We start from the raw sequence: 21,665 nt of genomic DNA on the forward strand, positions 1-21,665 counted from the left end.
CCAATTCCCCGGAAAAATACGGTGATTGATCACAGAGCGGCCATCTCCGCGGCCTCGTCCACGTCCACGGACACCAGGCGCGATACGCCTGGCTCATGCATGGTCACACCCATCAGCGCGTGTGCCATCTCCATCGCAATCTTGTTGTGAGTAATATAAATGAATTGCACCACGCCCGACATTTCCCGCACCAGATTACAGAAACGCCCGACGTTGGCATCATCCAGCGGCGCATCGACTTCGTCCAGCATACAGAACGGGGCCGGGTTCAATTGAAAAATCGAGAAAACCAGTGACAGCGCCGTCAATGCCTTTTCACCACCGGAAAGCAGGTGAATGGTGCTGTTACGCTTGCCGGGCGGGCGCGCCATGATGGCCACACCGGTATCGAGCAGATCTTCGCCCGTCAGCTCCAGATATGCGTGCCCGCCGCCAAACACTTTCGGGAACAGCTCCTGCAATCCCTTGTTGATGCGATCAAAATACTCCTTGAAGCGCGTGCGTGTTTCACGGTCGATCTTGCGAATCGCGTTTTCCAGTGTATTGAGCGCATCTTCCAGATCGGCGTTCTGGCTATCCAGGTACTCCTTGCGCTCGGCTTGGGTCTTGTACTCGTCGATGGCCGCCAGATTGATCTGCCCCAGGCGGCTGATGCGGCCGGCAATGGCTTCGAGCTCCTGGTTCCATGCCTCCTCGGTAGCATCCTCCGGCAAATTGGCCAGTACGGTCTGCAAATCGAATTGCTGCTCGGCCAGCTGCTCCTGCACCGTGCTGCGGCGCACTTTCAATTCCTGCCACTGCATACGCTTGCCATCCAGCGCGGCGCGCACTTCCTGCGCCTGGCCTTCGAATTGCTGCCGCTGGCCGTCCAGGTTGCGTACTTCGTGGTCGATGCCTTCCAGCTCCCGGCGCACCTCCTGCAAGCGTGCTTCGGCTTCCAGCCGCGCTTCCAGTTTTTCTTCCAGTTGCGCCTTCAGCTCGATGCCGGGGTCGTCACCTTCATCCAGTTGACGCTCCAGCAGTGATTTTCGTTCCGCCAGGTTGGCCACCTGCACATCCAGCCGTGCCAGACCCTGGCGCAAGGACTCCGCCTGGGTGCGCGCACCCTGCACTTCCATCGCCAACTGGTGAGCTTGATCCCTTGCGTGGCGCGCTTTCTGCCGTGCATCGTCCAGCTGTGCTCGCGTGGAGTCACGGCGTGACAACAGCGCCTCGCGCTGACCGCTGTCCTGCTCCATGGCATCCAGCGCTTCGGTCAGGATGGCGCGAGCTTCTTTCAGCTGCTCCTGCTCCTGGCTCTGTTGCTCGCGGCTTTCCTCCAGCTCGCGGCCCAGCCGTTCGCGGCGCATGGTGATCTGCTCCAGCCGCACGGCACGAGCACTGATCTGCGCGTTCACCTCGCCCAGATCACGGTTGATGCGCGATGCCTGCCGCTGACTTTCTTCGCGCTCCTGCTCCAGCTGCTGCACGCGCTCGCGGCCTTCTTCCAGCCGCGCCCGGTTCTCGGCCACGCGGGCCTCGATTTCCGGCATCTCCGTTTCCAGCGTTTCCAGCTCGCGGCGGCGCTCCAGAAGCCCGGCCTGCTGATCCTGCTCGCGCACCACGCGCAGCCAATCCGGGCCTACCCAGATGCCGTCACGGGTGACGGCGGATTCCGCGCTGCTCAGGCGGCCGCGCAGGGCGAGCGCGTCTGCCAGTGTTTCCACCGCGTAGATGTGTCCCAGCTGTGCCGGCACATTGCCGCGCACCAATGCCGCCAGGGTGCGACCGTGGGCGCCCTCGCCGGCGGCGCTGCCGGGGGCCAGCAGGCAGATGCGGCCGTGTGAAAGATCACTCAGCCACTGCTCGACCTGCTCGAAGCCATCCACACAGATGCCTTGCAGGCTCTCGGCCAGCACGGCCTCGACAGCGCGCTCCCAGCCGGGCTCCACGTCCAGCTGGTCGGCCAGGCGCGGCCGCTGCTCAAGCTGATGCCGCTGATACCACTGGGAAACGCTGCCATCGTCGCCCTGAGCCGCTTTCTGCAATGCCTCCAGCGTGGCGTGACGGCTCTGCATTTTTTGCAGGCGCTCGCGATCATCTTCCAGCTGGCGCCCGCGCTCGCCGTTGTCGCGGCGAATGTCGTTGATCTGCTCCTGCACGCTCTCGGCGCGCAGCTCGGCCTCTTCGGCCTGTTCGCGCAGTTGCGCCTGCTGTTCCTCGAACTGACGCATCTCCGCTGCCAGCGGGCCGGCATCAAGAGTGCCCTGCTCACGGTTCAGGCGCTCGACCCGGTCGGCGAGCCGCTCGATGGAGGTTTCCAGATGCTGGATGCGGGATTGTTCCACTTCTGCCTTGCGGCGTGATTCGGCCGAGCGGTGGTTGAAGCTTTCCCACTCCTGCTGCCAGGTCTGCATCTGCTCTTCGGCCATGGCCAGCTGCTCGCTGGCTTCGGCCTCCTGCTCCCGGATCAGCTCCAGCTCCGGCTCCAGCTCGGCCAGTTTCGCGTCCAGCTCGGCAATGCGTTCGCCATCCATGCTCAGGTGCTCGGCGGTCTCGCGCCAGCTCTGCTCCACCTGCATCAATTCTTCGTTCAGCTGCTGCTTGCGCTCGCGCTGATGCTGGATGCTCTGCTCCAGGCGCGCTACCTCGGCGCCCAAGGCGTAATAATCCTGCTGCACGCTGTTGAAACGATCTTGCACATCAGTGTGCCCGGAGCGCAGCCGCTCAAGCTCGGCGTCCACCCGGCGCTGTTCCGCCACCTTCGCTTCCACCGCCACTTCCAGCTCGCGCATGACATGCTCGATCTGCTCCACCTGGGTGTTCAGAGCACGCCAGCGCAGGGCCCGCAGCTGCGCGCCGGTCAACCGTTCCTCTTCCTTGTATTGCTTGTATTTTTCGGCCGCAGCGGCCTGGCGCGACAAGCGCTCCAGCTGGCGCTCCAGCTCCTCGCGGATATCGGTCAGCCGCTCAAGGTTCTCGCGGGTACGGCGCATGCGGTTTTCGGTTTCGCGGCGGCGCTCTTTATAGCGGGAGATGCCGGCCGCCTCCTCGATATAGACACGCAAATCTTCCGGCCGGGCTTCGATCAGGCGCGAGATCATGCCCTGCTCGATGATCGCGTAGCTGCGTGCGCCCAGGCCGGTGCCGAGAAACAGATCGGTGATGTCCTTGCGGCGGCACTTGGTGCCGTTGAGGAAGTAGCTGGACTGGCCGTCGCGGGTGACCATGCGGCGCACGGAGATCTCGGCGTACCGGGCATACTCGCCGCCGATCTTGCCGCTGCCATTGTCGAAGATCAGTTCGATGCTGGCCTGCGCCACCGGCTTGCGGGCGTTGGAGCCGTTGAAGATGACATCTGCCATGGATTCGCCGCGCAGGTGCTTGGCGGAGGATTCTCCCATCACCCAGCGCACCGCATCGATGATGTTCGACTTGCCACAGCCATTGGGCCCGACCACGGCGGTCAGGTTCTCCGGAAACAGGGCGGTGGTAGGGTCGACGAAAGACTTGAAACCCGCGAGCTTGATACTTTTCAATCGCATGTTGTGCTGGGCCCGGTCAGCGCGCCGCGTTCCGGCGGCGCTTCGTAATCTGGAATGTCTGCAATGACAGCGCAGTATGCAATAACAGGCTCTTGCGAAAACCGCAGAGGCCGGCCGGTGCCGGCGGCTGCCCTCCGGGTGCCCCCGGAAAAACGGCTAGTGTATAGAAAATCCGGGCGCCGCACTATGTAACAGCGCCGGCCGGAGGTGCACCGCTACAACCTCCGGTACACTTTCGGTACATTGCCTCGCTACACTGCCCGACGCCTGGAACCGGAAGCTATCGCCCGGCAGACTTTGACACGGAAGCATACCGAATGACCCCTTTCACCGAAGCCTTCAGCTATCTGCGTCGTGCCGCCGCGCTGGCCCGCACCCGTGCCGTCAGCCCCTGGGTGATCGTGCCGATCCTGTTCAACAGCATTCTGTTCGGCGGTGCCTACTGGTTCACAGGCAGCTGGCTCACCGGGCTGCTCGGTTCGCTCACGGCGGGCTGGGCGCTGGAGGGCTGGCTGGCGTTTCTCAACCCTGCCATCAGCCTGGTGACCGGGCTGCTGCAATTGCTGGTCTGGCTGTTGCTGCTGGCGCTGCTGGCCATGGTATTCACCAACGTGGTGCAGTTGCTGGCAGCGCCGTTCATGGGCTTTCTGGCGGCGCAGGTGGATAACCAGCTCGCTCCACCGCTGGGCTTTCCACCGCAACCGGAGGAGAGTATTCGCTCGATGATCTGGCGCACGGTGCGCCGCGAACTGCGCAAGACCGGCTATTGGCTGCTGCGCGCGGTGCCGCTACTGGTGCTGGTGACGCTGCTGTCACTGGTGCCTGTGATCAACCTGCTGGCGCCGGCCATCTGGTTTATCTGGTCGGGCTGGATGATCGCCATTCAGTACATTGATTACGGTGCCGATACCCGGCTGGTGAGCTTTGACGAAATGCTCGCCCGGCTGCGAGAGCAGCGCATTCTGGTGACCAGCCTGGGCTGCCTGATCCTCGGCCTGACCATGTTGCCACTGGTGAATCTGGTAATCATGCCGGTGGCGGTAATCGCCGGCACGCTGTTCTGGCTGGAGAAAGGCAGCGCCCGGCCCGCGCCCGTTGGCGAAGCCCTGGCTACTTCTTCCGCCGCCCCCAGGCCGCTTCGATCTGGCGTGCGCGCACGATAGATTCCTGCACCAGCGACGACTGATGCTCGGCAAACTCGCGGATGATCTCCAGCGCCGAACGCACATCGCGGCGGAAGATCGTCTCGATGATCGCCTTGAAGAAGGTCATGCACTCGCGCAGCTCGCCCTGCTCGATATGCAGCGCCATGTAGTAGGCGCGCTGGATCGCCGGTTGCAGGTTTTCCAGGATATCTTCCACGAAGGGGTTGCGAGCGTAAGGATAAAGCGCCTCGAAAAAAGCGAAGCTGCTTTCGAAAAAGCCTTCGGTGTCGCGCTCGTCTACCCGTAGCTGCAAGGCGTGGATCAGCTCGATAAAGCGATCCAGATCATCCTCCTGCATCACCTTGATCGCCTTGCGCACAACCAGCCCGAGCAGCACCTGCATGACCTCGTAGAGGCTGCGCACATGGGCTTCGGAAAGATCTTTCACCACCGCGCCACGGCGCGGCAGGATATCGATCAGATGACGGCGCTGCAGAATCAGCAGCGATTCGCGCACCGAGCCCCGGCTGACTTCCAGCTCGGCGGCGATGCGCAACTCCTGAATGCGATCCCCCGGCAGCATCTCGCCACGTATGATCTGGCGGCCCAGGTGCTGGGCGATCTGTTCGGAGAGACTGTCGTTGGCTTTGAAGGTCACGTCACAACGCCTCCCTGGCTGGGCTTCCTGTTGGACAATCCTTTGAATCCTGTCTGACTATAAAACAAAGCGCAATGGCCGTTGAGCGCGTGCGCCCGGGCCGTGTCTCCCGCTCCGCCGCCGCCCGCCTGCTCTGGGCAGGCCACCGCTGCTCTGTTTCGCCCCGCGACGGACGTTGATTTTGCTTGCTGCTGCCGGCCTCACGCTCTTGGGGGGCTGCTTCACGACACTCTACTACGGGAAGCCGACGCCACTTTTCCTCGCAGCCTTTGCACTTTGCCCCTGACTTTCATCCCTTGGACCTGCCCCCCCTTGCCTCCTGCCGCGCCCCCTGCCCGCACCCTGCAAGCCGTAAAAAGTTACCCACAGAATCTGTGGAAAACTCTGTGGGTAATACGGTGAGAACTTGCTCCGAAGCCCGTGTGCGGCGGCATGAGATCAAAATGATGAAAAATCACCCAAAGAGAGAAAATCATTATTTTCAACAAGTTAAAACGGACAATGTAAGAATCAACAAGTTACAGCGGGATATTGACATCCAACTGAAACATGCTTCAAAGCTGTGCAAAACTTCGACGTCTCGGCACCGCGACAGTGCTCACCAACCCCCACAAGCCCGATTGACGCGGGCTTGCTTCAGCGGCGCACGCTCAGGGTAACGCCCAGCAGGAACTGTGGCTCCACGTCGAGATCGCGCTCGCGCAACTCCTCCAGCACGGCCATGCCGCCGCTGATGGTCAGCCGCAGATAATTACCCATCCACTGATGGCCCAGCTCGCCGCCGATGCCGAGCCGCTCGTATTGCCGCTCACCGCCGAGATCACCCACCATGAGGCCGGTGAAAAAACCGCTGGTCACCGTGGTGCCCTGATCAATCCGGTAGCGCATACCGGCCACCCAGCGCAGCTCATCGTCTTCCAGGCCGTAATCGCCCAGATGCGCGCCCGGCTGCACATAGGCCGTGTGGCGCTGCCAGGCCCACTCAAGGTTGGGGCCGACCATTCCATTGACGTAACCGATACCGAGCAGCAGCTCGGCTTGTGACAGCGCGGGCAGCAGCAACAGCGCGCAAAGCGCGATTCGCTTCAACATGGTGGGAAAGAACCTCTATTGTTTTCGTTATAAGAGCCTGGCTGGCGCCCGATGGCTCTGAATCTGGCCAGCAGTGGCTGGCCATCTTGCGCCCGCCGCTGTTGTTACCCCGGAAAAAAGCCGGCAGCCATAACGGCTGCCGGCGTTCATTTTGAGCAACCCCCCGCCCGATGACAAGCCTGCGGCAGGCGATCCTGCGGCAGGCGAACCTGCGGCAGGCGAACCTGCGGCAACACCGCCACCACGGGCCGCTCGCCAATGGAAGCCGTAAAACCACAGACGGTACAGGGGAAGCCGGTCGGCCAGAAATGTCATCCACACCATCGGCCATCCTGTCGATGGCGGCGTTGATCTCGCGGAAGCTGTCCTTGATCGGGGCTGCCCACCAGCGGCAGGATCGATAGCGCCGAACCCACCACCGCGCCAGCGGAGCCCATCAGCCGCGCGGGCGTAGCCACCATCTTGCTGAAAAAGCAGTCTTGGTGAGGAAACAGCCGGAGAGCGCGCCCACCCGCAATGCCAGGGCGGTCAATCGAAACAGCGATAGCATAGGCTCGCCTTGTGATTCCTATTATCAGGGCGGGCATCGAAGTACAGGCCGGCGCGCCCGGCAAGGCAAAACCGGTCTGCGTGGCCAGCCGCCCGAGGGAGGACGGCCAGCGCGATCAGCGATCAGTAATCGAAGCTCATGCCCAGGCGGCGGCCCACTTCCTCGTAGGCTTCCACCACATCCCCCAGGCCCTGGCGGAAGCGATCCTTGTCGAGCTTCTCGCGGGTGTCCTTGTCCCACAGGCGGCAGCCGTCCGGCGTGAATTCATCGCCCAGCAGCACTTCGCCGTCGAACAGCCCGAACTCCAGCTTGTAGTCCACCAGCAGCATGTTGCCGCTCAGGAACAGCGCCTTGAGCACATCGTTGACCTGGAAGGTCAGCTCTTTCATGCGCTCGATGTGCTCGGGCTCGGCCCAGCCAAAGCTCTTGGCGTGGTACTCGTTGATCATCGGATCGCCCAGCTCATCGTTTTTGAGGAACAGCTCGAACGTGGGGGGGTTCAGGTCCAGCCCTTCGGCCACACCCAGGCGGCGGCAGATGCTGCCGGCGCTGATATTGCGCACCACACATTCGATCGGCAGCATCTCCAGACGCTTCACCAGCGACTCTTGCGGAGAGAGCAGCTTCTCGAAGTGAGTGGCGATGCCGGCCTCTTCAAGCTTCTGCATGATGAAGGCATTGAACTGGTTGTTCACCGCGCCTTTGCGATCCAGCTTTTCCTTTTTCTTGCCGTCAAACGCCGAGGTGTCATCACGGAACCACAGCACAAAGCGCTGGGGATCGTCGGTGGTGAATACCGATTTGGCCTTGCCGGAGTAGAGCTCTGTACGTTTTTCCATTGCCGTCACCTTGTCGTTCACAGGCAGGCCGGAGATCCGGCCATTGTTGTCAGTTCACATCCAGCCAGCCGAAGCCTTCCTGCTGGCTGGCCACGCGCACCCGCTGGGCGTCATCGAAACCGGCATCCGCCACCGCTTCCAGCGCGTGCTCCGGTGTGTTGTTCTGTTCGCTCAGGTGCGAAAGCACCAGATGTTGCAGGCGATTGCGCTCCAGCACAGTTACCAGCGAGCCTGCCTGCTGATTGCTCAAGTGCCCGCGGGCGCCACCCACACGCCGCTTCAGCGACGGCGGATACGGCCCTCTGGCGAGCAGCTCCGGATCGTGGTTGCACTCCAGCAACAGCGCATCGCAGGTGGCGTACGCCTCCACCACATGCGGCGTGACCGAGCCCAGATCCGTGAGCACACCCGTGCGGCGCGTGCCTGCCTCAAAGACGTATTGGCAAGGTTCCAGTGCATCGTGGGGCACGGGTACGGGCAGCACTTCCACCGCACCCACCGAAAAACGACGGCCCGGCCGCACTTCCTGCACCGTGACGCCAGCCAGACTATGCCGGCTGCCCGGTGCGCTGATGGCGCGCAAGGTACCGAAGGTCATGTGCACGGGCAAGCGATATCGACGGGCCAGCGGCAGCACACCACGGATATGATCACCATGCTCGTGGGTCACCACCACCGCGCTGAGATCCTCCGGCGAGAGCCCCAGCCGGGCCAGCCGCAGGCAGGTTTCCTTCACCGTGAAACCGCAATCCACCAGCACGATGGTATCGCCCGAGCGCACCAGGGTGCCGTTGCCTTTGCTACCGCTGCCGATCGAAGCGAGGTTCACAGGGCGTCATAAAGCCGTTGCAGAATCGCCTGGCCGGGTTCCTGATCCACCAGGCTGGTGCCGGTCTGGTTCAAGACCGCGATCTGGATACCATTGACCGTCTGGCTCAGTTTCAATTGTGCCTGACGCTCGGACAACCCATATTCACGAGGCACACGCACGTAGTAGATGCCGGATTCGCGGTTGCGATCCTCGATGCGCAAATCGGTCTTCGCCACTGCCTGGCCCACCTGTTCCCAGGCCCAGACAAATTGCGTATTGAGCATGATGATGGGATAGCCGTTGCCATCGCGGCCGAGGATCGCACGCACGTTTTCCGGCGCCGGGCCGGTTGCTGCCTGCTCGTCCTCGACACTCTGGCCCAGCACCACCAGCTGCGGCGGCGTCGGAATCACGAAGCGCTCGCTGGCCGAATCCTCTACCTGCACCCGGCGCTCCACATCCGGGATCGGGTAGCGATCATCAAAACCGCTGAACCACATGCCCTCGGGCACTTCCATGCGCGGCGCAGTTTCCGCCTCCTGGTAAATCATGGTGCGGTCGGGCAGCCAGCTGCATGCCGCCAGCAGTGCCGGCAGCATCAGCATGGCCAGGCCAGCCTTCTTCATTTGACCTCCAGCAGGCCGGCGCTGCGCAAGGTCTCGCGCAACGTGTCCTGGGCCGGTGCTGACAATGGCGTCAGCGGTAAGCGAATACCTCGGTCGATCAGACCCATTTCGTACAAGGCCCATTTCACCGGGATAGGATTGGATTCGATAAACAGATCACTGTGCAGCGCACGCATGGTGGCATCCAGATCGCGTGCCTTGTCCGCATCGCCCGCCAGCGCTGCGGCGCAGGCTTCCGCCATGCGCGCCGGCATCACGTTCGCCGTCACCGAAATATTGCCGTGGCCGCCCAGCAGGATCGATTCGATCGCCGTGGCGTCATCGCCGGAATAGACCAGAAAACCGTCGCCGCAGCGATCCAGCAGCTCGCGAATGCGCTCCAGATTGCCGGTAGCTTCCTTGATGCCGATGATATTGGGCACCTTGCTCAGGCGCAGCACTGTCTCGGGGAGCATGTCGCAAGCGGTGCGGCCGGGCACGTTGTAAAGAATCTGCGGGATATCAACCTCCCGCGCCACCGCCAGGTAGTGCTGGTACAGCCCTTCCTGCGTCGGCTTGTTGTAATAAGGCGTCACCAGCAGGCACGCATCCGCGCCAGCGCGTTGTGCATCACGGGTCAGGCGGATCGCCTCTTCGGTGGAGTTGGCACCGGTACCGGCAATCACCGGGATACGGCCACGGGCCGCCGAGATCGTCTCGCGAATCACCAGATCGTGTTCCTCGAAACCCAACGTGGCCGACTCACCAGTGGTGCCGACCGAAACAATGGCCCCTGTGCCCTGCTCCACATGCCAGTCCACTACCTTGCGCAGGCGCTCCCAATCGACAGAACCATCTGCATGCATGGGCGTGACGAGAGCTACGATGCTGCCGCGAATATTCACGTTGTCTCCGGCGTTAAAGTGAGATTGTCGCCCGGCAAACCGGGGCGCCTGGGGATGCCCGACAAATCAGGGCGTGGCAAGCGGATAATGGTACTTGCCGCCCTACCTGACGACAAGGCGGCCGGCGTTCCGGCGGCCGGCGATCCGGCGGCCGGCGATCCGGCACCCGGCGAACCTGCGGCCAGCTATCCAGCGACAGGCGCCTTGCAGCCGGCGCCGCAATGGTCGGTGGCAAGACAGCACCGCACCAGGCACCCGACGCTTACCTCGACCTAGCGCACCACACCGGCAAGGCAGCCAACACCATTTGCCCTGCCAGTCACCGGGCCGAGCCGAGCCGCAGATATTCGGCCAATGGCGCCGCAAATGCTACGCTGCCGCTTTGTCAGCGGCTGATCCGCTTTACTCGGCATCACCAAGGAGAGCTGTTTCATGAGCAAGACTGTTACCGTGGGCAAAGCCGTGCCGGCTTTTTCCGCACCGGCCACCGGCAACCAGACCATCCGTTCCGCTGATCTGAAAGGCCGCAACGTGGTGATCTATTTCTATCCCAAGGACAACACACCCGGCTGCACCACCGAGGGCTCGGATTTTCGGGATCTGTACCCGGAATTCCAGCAGGCCGACTGCGAGATTTTCGGCGTCTCTCGCGACAGCCTGAAAAGCCACGAGAACTTCAAGGCCAAACTGGGCTTCCCGTTCGAGCTGCTGGTAGACGAAGACGAAACCCTGTGCCGGCTGTTCGATGTGATCAAGCTGAAGAAAATGTACGGCCGGGAATTCGAAGGCATCGAGCGCTCCACCTTCCTGATCGATGCCACCGGCACGTTGCGACAGGAATGGCGCAAGGTGAAAGTGGCCGGCCATGCCGCCGAGGTGCTGGCTGCCGTCAAAGCGCTTTGAATCTTCTGGCCGGGGCCTTCCCCGGCCAACGCTTCAAGCCGTTTTTCTGGTTCGTCGTCAATTTTCGTGGAGATTTTTGCCCGGCTTTGCTTTCCGCTGCTGTATCGGCCAGAAGCAGGCCTGCTGCGGCGTTGCGCAGCTACTCCTCCAGCAGGGGCGACTGATGCCGCTTGGGCCAGGCGTACGCCACCGCCTTGATCAGCGTTGCCAGCGGGATGGCAAAAAACACACCCCAGAAGCCCCATAGCCCACCGAATACCAGCACCGCCACAATAATGGCGATCGGATGCAGGTTCACCACTTCCGAAAACAGCAGCGTGGGAATGATGTTGCCGTCGATAAACTGAATGACGCTGTAACCGATCATCACCAGCGCCAGATCGCTGCTCCAGCCGAATTGCACATAGGCCACCGCCGCCACCGGGATCGTGGCAAAAATAGTGCCGAGGTAGGGGATCAGCGTGGAGACGCCCACCACCACCGCCAGCAGCAGCGCATAATTCAGCCCCAGCGTGGCGAATAATACAAAACAGGCCACCGCGACAATCAGGATTTCCAACGCCTTGCCGCGCACATAGTTGGCAATCTGGAGATCCATTTCCGCCCAGACTTCTGCCAACACCTGGCGCCGTTCCGGCAGGAAAGAAGCCGCCCAGTCCATCAGCTTTTGCCGGTCCGCCATGAAGAAAAACACCAGCAGCGGCACCAGCACCAGAAAAATCAGTGCATCCATCACGCCGGGGATCGAGGCCAGCGACAGCGACAGGATCACCTGGCCGGCGTGCGCCAGCTCGCGCTGGGCCAGATCGATGATTGCGTTCACCTGCTGCACCGACACGACGTCCGGGTAGGCCGTCGGCAGCTCGCGCAGCCAGCGTTCGCTGGCCTGCAACAGGCGCGGCAACTGATCCTGCACCAGATTCATGGTCTGCTTCCAGATCACCGGCAGCAGCAGCACCAGCGTTGCTACCAGTGCGCCGAGAAACAACAGGAACACCAGCCACACAGAAAGCTTTTCCGGCAGCCCCATGCGCGTCATGCGTCCCACCAGCCCTTGCAACAGGTAAGCAACCACCAGCGCGGTGAGCGCTGGCGCCAGCATGCGGCCAAACAACAGGATAAGCACCAGCCCCGCAGCGAGAATGAAGAACAGGTAGACTGCTTCTTCATCGGAAAAATAGGCGTGATACCAGTTGCGCAACACTTCCAGCATGCAAGGCTCCAGTCAGGGGGCAGAGGTCGTGTCCGCCACGCGAATCAGAAAGCGCAGCTCGCCATCGGTTTCGCTGGCGCGAACCAGTTCGTGCCCGGATTGTCTCAGGTAGGCGGGAATATCCCGCCGGGCACCGATATCCGTCGCCCGAACCAGCAGCAGCGCCCCCGGCGCCAGCTGCCGCAACGCCTGCCGGGTCTTGAGCAACGGCAACGGACAACGTAGCCCGGTAGCATCCAGCGTCAGATCGGCGTGTTCAGGGCTGTGTTCGGACAGGGTAACTTCAGGCATGGTTCCACGAAGCGCTTGGGGCGTACATATAAAAGGGAGCACCCCGACAAGCTGCCGGAGTGAAGGCCACCTGCATTATACTGGCTCAAGATCGTTTCAGGAGACGACTTTGACACACCTGCGCGTATTTTGCCTCCCGCTGCTGCTGGCGCTGCTCTGGTGCGCGCCGCTGGCCGGTTGGGCGAATACTCCGCAATTGCCGAATCTGGGCGACCCCAGCGACACCCTGCTGACCCCGGAGCAGGAATACCGCCTCGGGCGCGGCTGGCTGCGCAGCTTGCGCGGCCAGGTGCCATTGCTGGAAGATCCGCTGGTGCAGGATTATGTCGAGCATCTGGTATACCGCCTCGCCTCCTACAGCGATCTGACCGAGCCTGATCTGGCCGTGGTAGTGGTCAACAACCGCGATATCAACGCCTTTGCAGTGCCCGGCGGCGTGATCGGCCTGAACGCCGGGCTGTTTTTGCACGCCGACAGCGAGGACGAAGTGGCCGCCGTGATTGCCCACGAGATTGCCCACGTCAGCCAGCGCCACTTTACCCGCCGCTACGCCGACAGCCAGCGCATGAATTACACCATGCTGGCAGCCTTGCTGGCGAGCATGGCGGTGGCGATTGCCGGTGACGCCCAGGCTGGCATGGCCGGCATTGCCACCAGCCAGGCGGCGGCGATCCATTCCCAATTGGCCTATTCGCGCCACCATGAGCGGGAAGCCGACCGCGTCGGCATGCAGACGCTGGTGAACGCCGGCCTTGATCCACACGCCATGCCGCGCTTTTTCGAGCGCCTGCTGCGCACCCGCCAGTACGCCAGCAACCCGCCGGAATTCATTCTCAGCCACCCGGTCACAGAAGACCGCGTCGCCGACAGCCGCAGCCGCGCCCAGGCACTGCCCCGCCCGCGCATGCGTGCCGCACCGGAATTCCAGCTGATCCGCGCCCGCATCCAGGCCGGCTTTTTCAGTGATACGCAACAGGCACTGACGCACTTTCGCGGCCAGTATGAAGGCGGCACCAGCGCCACCCAACAAGCTGCCGGGTTCGGGCTCGCCATGAGCGCCTTGCGTGCGCGTGATTACGCGTTGGCCGAGCGCACGCTCAAGCAACTCGCAGAACAATCACCGGATCAATTCTGGTTTCGTATCGCGCTGGCGGAAGTGGCGCAACATAAAGGCGAATCGCAGCGAGCCGTCGAGCTGCTCCGAGAGGTGCTGCGGGTGATACCGGGCAACTATGCCGCCTCGGTGCTGCTGGCCGACAACCTGATCGCCCTGAACGAAACCACCGAAGCGCGCCAGTTGCTCGATCGCCTGCTGCTACGCCGGCAAGACCCGCAACTGTATCGCTTGCTGGCCGAAGTCTGGGGCAAAGAAGGTGATCGCGCCCGCACCCATCAGGCGCGTGGCGAATATCTGTTTGCCATGGGGCAAGAGCAGCGCGCCGTAGAGCAGATGCGTTTTGCGTTGGCGCAGAGCGATGATCGCTTTGCCTTGCATACGCAAATCCGCGCCCGCCTGCGTACCATGGAACAGCTTGCCGATGAACGTTTCTAAGCCACGCGCTGCGCGTCGGTGGCGGGCAGCACTGTTCAGATGACAGGTGGCACCGCTCAAGTGGCAGGCAGCGCCATTACCCTGTACCATGCGCGCTCGTCGCCACCAGTCAGCGACCCTACCTGCCCGATCTGTTTTCAATCATCCGCCTGAGACTGGCGCCAACAAAGATGGCGACAGGCCTTTTTTGCTTCCCGGAGCGTTATGTCTTTTTCCGAACTCGGCCTTGATGAGGCCATCCTGCGTGCCGTGCACGATCAGGGTTACGACACCCCCACACCGATCCAGCGCCAGGCTATCCCTGCGGTGCTCAGCGGTGGCGATCTGCTTGCCGGCGCGCAAACCGGCACCGGCAAAACCGCCGGTTTCACCTTGCCCATCCTGCAACGGCTGATGCAATCGCCGGCGCGCAAACGCGGCAGCATCCGTGCGCTGATTCTGGCGCCGACCCGCGAGCTGGCCGCGCAAGTGGAAGAATCCGTGCGCTCCTACAGCCGCCATTTGCCGCTCAGTTCCATGGTGATGTTCGGCGGCGTCGGCATGCAGCCGCAAATCACTCGCCTGCGCAAGCCGCTGGACATTCTGGTGGCCTGCCCCGGCCGCCTGCTCGACCATGCGGGCCAGGGCACTGTGGACCTCTCCGGCATCGAAATTCTGGTGCTGGACGAAGCCGACCGTATGCTGGACATGGGCTTCATTCACGATATCCGCCGCGTGCTGCGCCTGTTGCCGGCGAAACGGCAAAACCTGCTGTTCTCCGCGACGTTTTCCGATGATATCAAGCGTCTCGCCGAGGGCCTGCTGGACAAGCCTGCGCTGATCGAAGTTGCACGCCGCAATGCCACGGCCGAAACCGTCGCACAAAAAGTGTATCTGGTGGATCGCGAGCGCAAGCGGGAGCTGCTGGCGGAGCTGATCACGCGCCACAACTGGTATCAGGTGCTGGTGTTCACACGCACCAAACACGGCGCCAACCGGCTGGCCGAGCAACTGGACAAACAAGGCATCAGCGCCATGGCCATCCATGGCAACAAGAGCCAGTCGGCACGTACGCGCGCACTGGCCGAGTTCAAGGCCGGCGCCCTGCAAGTACTGGTGGCCACCGATATTGCCGCGCGTGGCATCGATATCAGTGAACTGCCGCATGTGGTGAATTTCGAGCTGCCGAACGTGGCGGAAGATTATGTGCACCGCATCGGCCGCACTGGCCGCGCCGGCTCCGAGGGCGAAGCTGTGTCACTGGTGTGCGTGGATGAAAACAAACTGCTGGCCGGCATCGAACGGCTGATCGGCCGCAGCCTGCCGAAGAACACGCTGCCGGGCTTCGAGCCCGACCCCAGCATCAAGCCCGAGCCGATTCCCAACGGCCAGCAACGCGGCGGGCGCCGGGGCGGTGGCAATGGCGGCAACGGTGGCGGCCGTGGCAATGCCGCACGCAGTGGCGCGCCGCGCACTTCCGCCGCGCCTAAGCGCGCCACCGGCAACGCACCCAAAGCCGGCGACAACAGCGGCCAGCGCCGCCGTCGTCGCCGCCCGGCCACCACGCCCGCCTGATCCCGCGTTACACCAACAGGCCCCGGATCTGATCCCGGGGCCCGGTTATCGGCGCATCGTGTTCCGTTCGTGAGCGTGGTGCTGTGCAGGCCCGGCTCGACACTGACACCGAGCTCCAGCGACCGGGACAATCGGCCGCCTCTATCCCGCCGCCGTGGCAATGGAACCGATCGGAGACATGCCCGGCCTTCCCGGCGCGTTCACGGGCGTCAAATCAGCACCGGGCGGTTCCTTCCGCTCGGCTTTCTGATCCTGCTATCCAGCTTTCGTTATACTGATCGAGTTCACGTTGGGCACGCTCACCGGCTTCGTACTGGTGCCGTTCGCCTTGTAGAACAGGACTGCGTTTTGGGCCGGAAGAAGTGCCGGGGAATAACTTGCGCGGAAAAACACACTCTTCATGCAGTGAGCCACCGCCAGCTCGGCAGCGCATATAGCCACTCCCACTCACTGCAAACGCGTCGCCTGCTGCGCCGGCGACGGCGTCATGCCGAGCAGCGGCTGCAAACGGCGGAAGCGTGCATCGTAGCCAGGCTGCCAGGGGAACACGCCGCGCCCGTCCGGCCACACCATCTGTAGCGCCGGATATGGCAACGGCAAATGCTCGTAAAACCAGTTGGCGTATCCCAGATACTGCCCGTAAAAAGCAAATTCCACCGGCAGAAAGGCCACCGTCAGGCCCGGCAGGAAATCCGGGTATTCCCGATGCGGCTGCAACCGCTCGCCCATATCGCGCACCCGCACCGCCGCCGCATCCAGCATCCGGCTGGCCAACTCGGCCTTGAGGCCCATCAGCACCAGCTCGGGATGATCGCAATTGAGAAAATGGCCCAGCGTAAAGCTGTAGCCCGGCTCGCCCTCGGCCGGCGGCACTGCCAGATTATGCCAGCCCTTGCGATTTACATGCGCCAGGATGCGCGTATCTTCATCATCTTCCGGCTGCGGATAAATAAAACCGCCCGGCATGGCATCCAGAAACATCGCACCCTCTTTTACAGGTTCACAGGCAGAAACGGCCCGCCAGTCTAGCGGCTCTGCGGTCGCGATTCATCGCCGCATACGTTATTATCCCGCGCATCGCAGGAGAGAGAGGGGCTCCCCCTCCGCCGAAGGCGCAAACTCCCATAATCGCTCAGGTTCCGTTACTGCGATCCCGACATGATTTTGCCGACTGGAGAGCGGCCGTTGCAGCGGCCCACCGAAGGGGCAAGGCAGCCAGTTCGTACCGGCCGCCCAAACTCTCAGGTAACAGGACAGAGGGAGAGGCACCCCCACACGGAGGCCGAAGGCCAGCCCGGCTGCCCCGACCGGTCGCGCTCGACCAGCCGGGCTCATCCGGTTTCAAACGGGACCAGCCGATCCGCCAAGTAGCGCCAACCAAGCGGGGCCAACCAAGAGAGTCCGCTGTGCTCAATATCATTTTCATGATCGCCATCACCGCCGAAGCCATGTCGGGTGCCCTTGCGGCGGGCCGGCGCAATATGGATCTGTTCGGCGTCGCCCTGATCGCTTTTGTCACCGCACTGGGCGGTGGCACCGTGCGCGACATCCTGCTGGGCAATTATCCCGTCACCTGGACACAGCGCCCCGAATACATCTACCTGACCCTCGGCGCCGCCATGGTCACTCTGCTGGTAGCGCGCTACATCCATCGCCTTTATCGACTGTTCCTGCTGGTAGATTCGCTGGGCCTGGTAGCGTTCACCCTGATCGGCTGCAACGTCGCTCTGGCGCTGGATTACAACATCGCCGTGGTGATCATGTCCGCTATCACCACCGGTATCTTTGGTGGCATCCTGCGCGACATTCTTTGCCACCGCACCCCGCAGGTATTACGCCACGAGCTGTACGCCAGCGTCTCGCTGGTGATCGCGCTGCTTTATCTAGCGCTACTGGCCCTCGGCATCTCGGAAACCCTTACGTTGTCGATCAGCTTCGCCACCGGCATCATTTTGCGACTGGCGGCCTTGCGCTGGCACTGGTCACTGCCTGTATTCTCATATCCTGCAGGCCGCTGGGGCCGGTAAAACCCACCCCCGGCTGTGACTTGGGTCAACACCTCCATCGGCCGAGGCTGTCATGGTACGGTTGAGCATCGTGCACAAAGGGGAAAACACATCATGCGAATAATACTATTGTGCTGCGGCCTGCTGCTGGCGCCGCTGCTGCACGCCAACAACGTCAATAACGAGAGCGACGCCGCCTTGCGCGAGCGCGCCAACAGAATCTTCAAACCGATCCCGGAGCGGGTCGAAAGCGTCCGGGGAGCCCGGATTACCGAGGAACAAGTTTCGCTCGGGCACAAGCTGTTCTTTGACCCGCGCCTGTCGCGCAGCCACATCATCAGTTGCGTCACTTGCCATAACCTGGGCCTGGGCGGCAGCGACAACGTGCCCGTTTCCATCGGCCACGGCTGGCAGCGCGGCCCCCGTAATTCACCCACTGTCTTCAACGCCGTGTTCAACAGCGCGCAGTTCTGGGATGGCCGGGCAAGCGATCTCAAGGAACAGGCAAAAGGCCCGGTAGAAGCCAGCGTGGAGATGAACAATACGCCCGAGCGTGTCGAAGCCACCCTGCGCAGCATTCCCGAGTATGTGGCATGGTTCCGCCAGGCGTTCCCCGACCAGAATCAGCCCGTCACCTTCGATAACATGGCGCGCGCCATCGAAGCATTCGAAACCACCCTGATCACCCCCAACGCCCCGTTCGACAAGTTCCTGCGCGGCGATAACAGTGCCCTGAGCACTCAACAGAAAACCGGCCTGACACTGTTCATGGAGCGTGGCTGCATAGCCTGCCACAACGGCGTCAATCTGGGCGGGCAAGCCTACTTTCCGTTCGGCGTGATCGAAAAACCGGGCGCCGATGTGCTGCCTGTAGAAGACAAAGGCCGCTTTGAAGTCACGCGCACCGCCACCGACGAATATGTGTTCCGCGCTTCGCCATTGCGCAACGTGGCGCTGACGCCGCCCTATTTTCACAGCGGTGGCGTATGGGATCTCAAGCAGGCCGTGGCAATAATGGGGTCCAGCCAGCTCGGGCAAACACTTACCGACAAGGAAGCCGGCGATATCGCGGCCTTCCTGCACGCCCTGAACGGTGAGATGCCACGCATCCAGTACCCGCTCCTGCCGCCGAGCACGGCCAGCACGCCGCTGCCCGAATAACTATCGACCCGCGAGCGCCCCCCCATCGCGGCGCTCGCGGGCCAGCAACGCGCCGCACATCCGATTTCCGATCCTGTCACAAACACGCCCGGCACTTCACACGACAAGAAAGCGCCAAACGGAGCGCCCCTGCAACGGAGCGCCCAATCGTCTATTTCATGAGCGCTGAGCGCCTGCCAATGAGCCCCAACATGCCAAGGCATTCCGCAGCCGGACAGGCGGCGCTCAAAAAGCAACCAGCTTCCGATATTGGTGTCTTTCGCAGCACGAGCCCCCGCACCACTCGCTGCCGGAGTAACCATCAGACTATGGACATGCGCCTCGCGCCTGCTGTCCTCTATTTCGTACGCTTTCGCACGGCAGCATCGCACAGCAGAACGCAGCGGCAACCTGTATACTGCCTCGCCATGAGCGACACACCCCTGACAGTGCTGGAACGCGTTTTCGGCTACCACAGTTTCCGTGGTCATCAGCAGGCCATCATCGAAGCCCTCTGGCGCGGCGAAGATGCCCTGGTGCTGATGCCCACCGGGGGCGGCAAATCATTGTGCTACCAGATTCCGGCACTGTTGCGCAGCGGCACTGGCGTGGTGATCTCACCCTTGATCGCACTGATGCAGGATCAGGTGGACGCCCTGCACGAGCTCGGCGTGCGAGCCGGCTTTCTCAATTCCACCCTGAGCCGTGAAGACACCCTGGCCACCGAACAGGCGTTGCTGAACGGCCAGCTCGACCTGCTGTACATCGCCCCGGAGCGGCTGACCCAGCCGCGCATGTTGTCGCTGCTGAAGCAGATTCCACTGGCGCTGTTTGCCATCGACGAAGCCCACTGCGTCTCGCAATGGGGTCATGATTTCCGCAGCGAATATCTGCAACTGGGCCTGCTGCACGAGCAGTTCCCCGAGGTGCCACGCATCGCCCTGACGGCCACCGCCGATATGCGCACCCGCACCGAGATTGCGCAGCGGCTTGAGCTGGGCAGCGCGGCGCATTTCGTCAGTAGCTTTGATCGCCCGAACATCCAGTATCGCATCACCCAGAAAAGCAATGCTCGCCAGCAACTGTTGCGTTTCCTGCGCAACGAGCACCCCGGCGACGCCGGCATCATCTATTGCCTGTCACGCAACAAGGTCGAAACCACCGCCAGCTGGCTGCAACAGCAAGGCTTCAATGCCCTGCCCTACCATGCCGGGCTGCCCGTCGCCCAACGCCGCGACAATCAGCAGCGCTTCCTGCGTGAAGACGGCATCATCATGGTGGCGACCATCGCCTTCGGCATGGGCATCGACAAGCCCGACGTGCGCTTCGTCGCCCACCTGGATCTGCCCAAAAGCATCGAAGGCTATTATCAGGAAACCGGCCGCGCCGGGCGCGACGGCGAGCCCGCCACTGCCTGGCTCGTCTACGGCGTGGAAGACGTGATCAAACTGCGGCAAATGCTCGAAAGCTCGGCAGGCTCCGAAGAACATAAACGCAGCGAACGACAAAAACTCGACGCCATGCTCGGCCTGTGCGAAATCACCGGCTGTCGCCGCCACGCCCTGCTGAATTATTTCGGCGAACCAGGTACCGGAGCCTGCGGCAACTGCGACGGCTGCCTGCACCCGGCCCGCACCTGGGACGCCACCGAGGCCGTGCGCAAAGCACTTTCCTGCGTCTACCGCACCGGCCAGCGCTTCGGCGTGAACCACCTGATCGACGTATTGCGCGGCAGTGAAAACGAAAAAGTCCGCCAGTTCGGCCACCAGCATTTAAGCACCTATGGCCTCGGTACCGACCTCCCCGCCGCCAGCTGGCGCAGCATCTTCCGGCAACTGGTAGCGCGCGGCCTGCTGCGCGTGGATGTGGAAGGCTATGGCTCCCTGCACCTCACCGAAGCCTGTCGCCCGATCCTGCGCGGCGAAGAAACCATCCACCTGCGCGAAGATATGAAAGAAGCAACCGAACGCAGCCGCAGCCGCCGCCACCAGCCCGCCCTGCCCGAGGAAGACAAACCCCTGTGGGAAGCCCTGCGCCGATTGCGCAAACAACTCGCCGACGAACATGGCGTGCCACCCTATGTCATCTTCAATGATCGAACCCTGCTCGAAATGGTGGAAAAGCGCCCGCTGAAAGACAACGAACTACTCAGCGTCACCGGCGTTGGCGAAACAAAACTGGAGCGATTCGGCGACGACTTTCTCGAACTCATCCGCGAACACGAATACGCCTCCTGAATCATCACAGCCCCTCCCAGCTACCTCTGAACAGCTCCACCAACACTACTGCGCAACGCCGCCATTTCTCTTGCCTTCCTTGCCTTGCCCTCTGGCTCTGTCCTGACTATCCGCTATCTCTGCCCTTCCCTTCACAACTTCACCCTGGCAGCCCGGCGGATTAATCAACCAAAAAGAGACTTTTCCAGCCCCTCCTCTCGGGAGACAAGCGAATTGCAGAAAATCGATTTCATTATCTACGCCCAATTCACCAAACAAGGGCAGCCCCGGTAGCTCCAAGCCACCACCGCTAAATACCGGCGTCTACACCAGATAGAGAAAAGCAGACCTTCAAGCCAGATAGCGTAAGCCCACCTTCACCGCCGGCCTTCACTCCCGGCAAGCCATCAGCGAGGCCACCCCGGCTTTATCACCAGAGATAACCGCGACGATAAAAATACCAGCAGCCGTTTTCCTACAATTTTTAGCGGCAAACACCTACACGCTCCTCCGAGATACGCCACAGCCCGTCTCGCCCGCCAACCGCTATATTGAATGCAAGGAAGGAGGCCATGGACATGGATGACCACGACACCAGCTACCGTCTGCTGTTCTCACATGCGGAAATGGTACGCGAGTTATTGCGCGGCTTTGTGCCCGG

19 protein-coding genes and 2 riboswitches are annotated in these 21,665 nt (G+C 62.3%); of the genes, 9 read left to right on the forward strand and 10 right to left on the reverse strand.

The window, feature by feature from the left end:
- Positions 1–29: 29 nt before the first annotated feature.
- Positions 30–3,524, reverse strand: coding sequence for a chromosome segregation protein SMC (gene smc / locus MU846_RS12000; protein WP_246953037.1), 3,495 nt, complete (start codon positions 3,522–3,524; stop codon positions 30–32).
- 317 nt (positions 3,525–3,841) lie between these two features.
- Between smc and cysZ the strand changes: the two genes are divergently transcribed.
- Complete coding sequence (cysZ, locus tag MU846_RS12005; RefSeq protein ID WP_246953040.1) at positions 3,842–4,687, forward strand: sulfate transporter CysZ; 846 nt, start codon at positions 3,842–3,844, stop codon at positions 4,685–4,687.
- On the opposite strand, the gene MU846_RS14775 is transcribed toward cysZ, so the two are convergent.
- Positions 4,635–5,327 carry a GntR family transcriptional regulator gene (locus tag MU846_RS14775; protein WP_246953042.1) on the reverse strand — a complete coding sequence of 231 codons (693 nt, stop codon included), beginning with the start codon at positions 5,325–5,327 and terminating at the stop codon, positions 4,635–4,637. The genes cysZ and MU846_RS14775 overlap by 53 nt on opposite strands.
- 636 nt (positions 5,328–5,963) lie before the next feature.
- Entirely contained in the window at positions 5,964–6,419 is a 456-nt protein-coding gene (locus MU846_RS12015) for a hypothetical protein (protein WP_246953043.1), read from the reverse strand.
- Between the two features lie 170 nt (positions 6,420–6,589).
- Between MU846_RS12015 and MU846_RS14780 the strand changes: the two genes are divergently transcribed.
- The gene (locus tag MU846_RS14780) at positions 6,590–6,823 is read left to right on the forward strand and encodes a pentapeptide repeat-containing protein (RefSeq protein ID WP_371738940.1); all 234 of its coding nucleotides are present in this window, start codon (positions 6,590–6,592) and stop codon (positions 6,821–6,823) included.
- 268 nt (positions 6,824–7,091) lie between these two features.
- Here MU846_RS14780 and purC read toward each other — a convergent pair whose 3' ends face one another.
- From purC to dapA, 4 genes are read right to left on the reverse strand one after another with little or no spacing between them, the layout of a single operon-like run.
- A complete protein-coding gene (purC, locus tag MU846_RS12020; RefSeq protein WP_246953045.1) occupies positions 7,092–7,808 on the reverse strand; it encodes a phosphoribosylaminoimidazolesuccinocarboxamide synthase in 717 nt (238 codons plus the stop codon).
- A 49-nt stretch (positions 7,809–7,857) separates the two neighbouring features.
- The gene (locus MU846_RS12025) at positions 7,858–8,637 is read right to left on the reverse strand and encodes an MBL fold metallo-hydrolase (protein WP_246953047.1); all 780 of its coding nucleotides are present in this window, start codon (positions 8,635–8,637) and stop codon (positions 7,858–7,860) included.
- Positions 8,634–9,245, reverse strand: a complete 612-nt coding sequence (gene bamC, locus MU846_RS12030; RefSeq protein ID WP_246953049.1) for an NlpB/DapX family lipoprotein — start codon at positions 9,243–9,245, stop codon at positions 8,634–8,636. Before bamC ends, MU846_RS12025 begins: the two co-directional genes overlap by 4 nt.
- Positions 9,242–10,129 carry a 4-hydroxy-tetrahydrodipicolinate synthase gene (gene dapA / locus MU846_RS12035; protein WP_371738943.1) on the reverse strand — a complete coding sequence of 296 codons (888 nt, stop codon included), beginning with the start codon at positions 10,127–10,129 and terminating at the stop codon, positions 9,242–9,244. The genes bamC and dapA overlap by 4 nt, the downstream gene beginning before the upstream one ends.
- A gap of 54 nt (positions 10,130–10,183) precedes the next feature.
- Here dapA and MU846_RS12040 point away from each other — a divergent pair, with 54 nt between their 5' ends.
- Together MU846_RS12040 and MU846_RS12045 are read left to right on the forward strand one after the other, a co-directional pair.
- Positions 10,184–10,405: a hypothetical protein gene (locus MU846_RS12040; RefSeq protein WP_246953051.1), complete on the forward strand. Its 222-nt coding sequence runs from the start codon at positions 10,184–10,186 to the stop codon at positions 10,403–10,405.
- A 156-nt stretch (positions 10,406–10,561) separates the two neighbouring features.
- Positions 10,562–11,032, forward strand: coding sequence for a peroxiredoxin (locus MU846_RS12045; protein ID WP_246953053.1), 471 nt, complete (start codon positions 10,562–10,564; stop codon positions 11,030–11,032).
- A gap of 139 nt (positions 11,033–11,171) precedes the next feature.
- Here MU846_RS12045 and MU846_RS12050 read toward each other — a convergent pair whose 3' ends face one another.
- The gene (locus tag MU846_RS12050) at positions 11,172–12,245 is read right to left on the reverse strand and encodes an AI-2E family transporter (RefSeq protein ID WP_246953055.1); all 1,074 of its coding nucleotides are present in this window, start codon (positions 12,243–12,245) and stop codon (positions 11,172–11,174) included.
- Positions 12,246–12,257: 12 nt separating this feature from the next.
- Positions 12,258–12,536, reverse strand: coding sequence for a sulfurtransferase TusA family protein (locus tag MU846_RS12055; protein ID WP_246953057.1), 279 nt, complete (start codon positions 12,534–12,536; stop codon positions 12,258–12,260).
- Between the two features lie 109 nt (positions 12,537–12,645).
- Between MU846_RS12055 and MU846_RS12060 the strand changes: the two genes are divergently transcribed.
- Together MU846_RS12060 and MU846_RS12065 are read left to right on the forward strand one after the other, a co-directional pair.
- Positions 12,646–14,088, forward strand: a complete 1,443-nt coding sequence (locus MU846_RS12060; RefSeq protein WP_246953059.1) for a M48 family metalloprotease — start codon at positions 12,646–12,648, stop codon at positions 14,086–14,088.
- Between the two features lie 204 nt (positions 14,089–14,292).
- Positions 14,293–15,642: a DEAD/DEAH box helicase gene (locus MU846_RS12065; protein ID WP_246953061.1), complete on the forward strand. Its 1,350-nt coding sequence runs from the start codon at positions 14,293–14,295 to the stop codon at positions 15,640–15,642.
- Between the two features lie 447 nt (positions 15,643–16,089).
- Here the strand turns inward: MU846_RS12065 and MU846_RS12070 are convergent, their stop codons facing one another.
- Positions 16,090–16,623, reverse strand: a complete 534-nt coding sequence (locus tag MU846_RS12070; RefSeq protein WP_246953063.1) for a DUF4262 domain-containing protein — start codon at positions 16,621–16,623, stop codon at positions 16,090–16,092.
- An 89-nt stretch (positions 16,624–16,712) separates the two neighbouring features.
- A riboswitch (glycine riboswitch) is annotated at positions 16,713–16,800 on the forward strand.
- Positions 16,801–16,803: 3 nt separating this feature from the next.
- Positions 16,804–16,909: riboswitch (glycine riboswitch) on the forward strand.
- A gap of 139 nt (positions 16,910–17,048) precedes the next feature.
- Between MU846_RS12070 and MU846_RS12075 the strand changes: the two genes are divergently transcribed.
- The 3 genes from MU846_RS12075 (at position 17,049) to recQ (ending at position 21,025) form a co-directional block, all read left to right on the forward strand.
- On the forward strand, positions 17,049–17,669 hold the full coding sequence (locus tag MU846_RS12075; RefSeq protein WP_246953065.1) for a trimeric intracellular cation channel family protein: 621 nt from the start codon (positions 17,049–17,051) through the stop codon (positions 17,667–17,669).
- Positions 17,670–17,762: 93 nt separating this feature from the next.
- A complete protein-coding gene (locus MU846_RS12080; protein ID WP_306799388.1) occupies positions 17,763–18,809 on the forward strand; it encodes a cytochrome-c peroxidase in 1,047 nt (348 codons plus the stop codon).
- A gap of 407 nt (positions 18,810–19,216) precedes the next feature.
- A complete protein-coding gene (gene recQ / locus MU846_RS12085) occupies positions 19,217–21,025 on the forward strand; it encodes a DNA helicase RecQ (RefSeq protein WP_246953068.1) in 1,809 nt (602 codons plus the stop codon).
- Positions 21,026–21,665: the final 640 nt, after the last annotated feature.

The sequence above is a fragment of the Alcanivorax quisquiliarum genome (assembly GCF_023051175.1).
Classification (GTDB): Bacteria; Pseudomonadota; Gammaproteobacteria; order Pseudomonadales; family Alcanivoracaceae; genus Isoalcanivorax; species Isoalcanivorax quisquiliarum.

What these genes read in the sequence shown, in the direction of transcription:
- smc (WP_246953037.1), bottom strand. Translation starts at nt 3,524, where the DNA reads ATGCGATTGAAAAGTATCAAGCTCGCGGGTTTCAAGTCTTTCGTCGAC.
- cysZ (WP_246953040.1), top strand. Translation starts at nt 3,842, where the DNA reads ATGACCCCTTTCACCGAAGCCTTCAGCTATCTGCGTCGTGCCGCCGCG.
- MU846_RS12015 (WP_246953043.1), bottom strand. Translation starts at nt 6,419, where the DNA reads ATGTTGAAGCGAATCGCGCTTTGCGCGCTGTTGCTGCTGCCCGCGCTG.
- MU846_RS14780 (WP_371738940.1), top strand. Translation starts at nt 6,590, where the DNA reads ATGACAAGCCTGCGGCAGGCGATCCTGCGGCAGGCGAACCTGCGGCAG.
- purC (WP_246953045.1), bottom strand. Translation starts at nt 7,808, where the DNA reads ATGGAAAAACGTACAGAGCTCTACTCCGGCAAGGCCAAATCGGTATTC.
- bamC (WP_246953049.1), bottom strand. Translation starts at nt 9,245, where the DNA reads ATGAAGAAGGCTGGCCTGGCCATGCTGATGCTGCCGGCACTGCTGGCG.
- MU846_RS12040 (WP_246953051.1), top strand. Translation starts at nt 10,184, where the DNA reads ATGCCCGACAAATCAGGGCGTGGCAAGCGGATAATGGTACTTGCCGCC.
- MU846_RS12045 (WP_246953053.1), top strand. Translation starts at nt 10,562, where the DNA reads ATGAGCAAGACTGTTACCGTGGGCAAAGCCGTGCCGGCTTTTTCCGCA.
- MU846_RS12050 (WP_246953055.1), bottom strand. Translation starts at nt 12,245, where the DNA reads ATGCTGGAAGTGTTGCGCAACTGGTATCACGCCTATTTTTCCGATGAA.
- MU846_RS12055 (WP_246953057.1), bottom strand. Translation starts at nt 12,536, where the DNA reads ATGCCTGAAGTTACCCTGTCCGAACACAGCCCTGAACACGCCGATCTG.
- MU846_RS12065 (WP_246953061.1), top strand. Translation starts at nt 14,293, where the DNA reads ATGTCTTTTTCCGAACTCGGCCTTGATGAGGCCATCCTGCGTGCCGTG.
- MU846_RS12070 (WP_246953063.1), bottom strand. Translation starts at nt 16,623, where the DNA reads ATGTTTCTGGATGCCATGCCGGGCGGTTTTATTTATCCGCAGCCGGAA.
- MU846_RS12080 (WP_306799388.1), top strand. Translation starts at nt 17,763, where the DNA reads ATGCGAATAATACTATTGTGCTGCGGCCTGCTGCTGGCGCCGCTGCTG.
- recQ (WP_246953068.1), top strand. Translation starts at nt 19,217, where the DNA reads ATGAGCGACACACCCCTGACAGTGCTGGAACGCGTTTTCGGCTACCAC.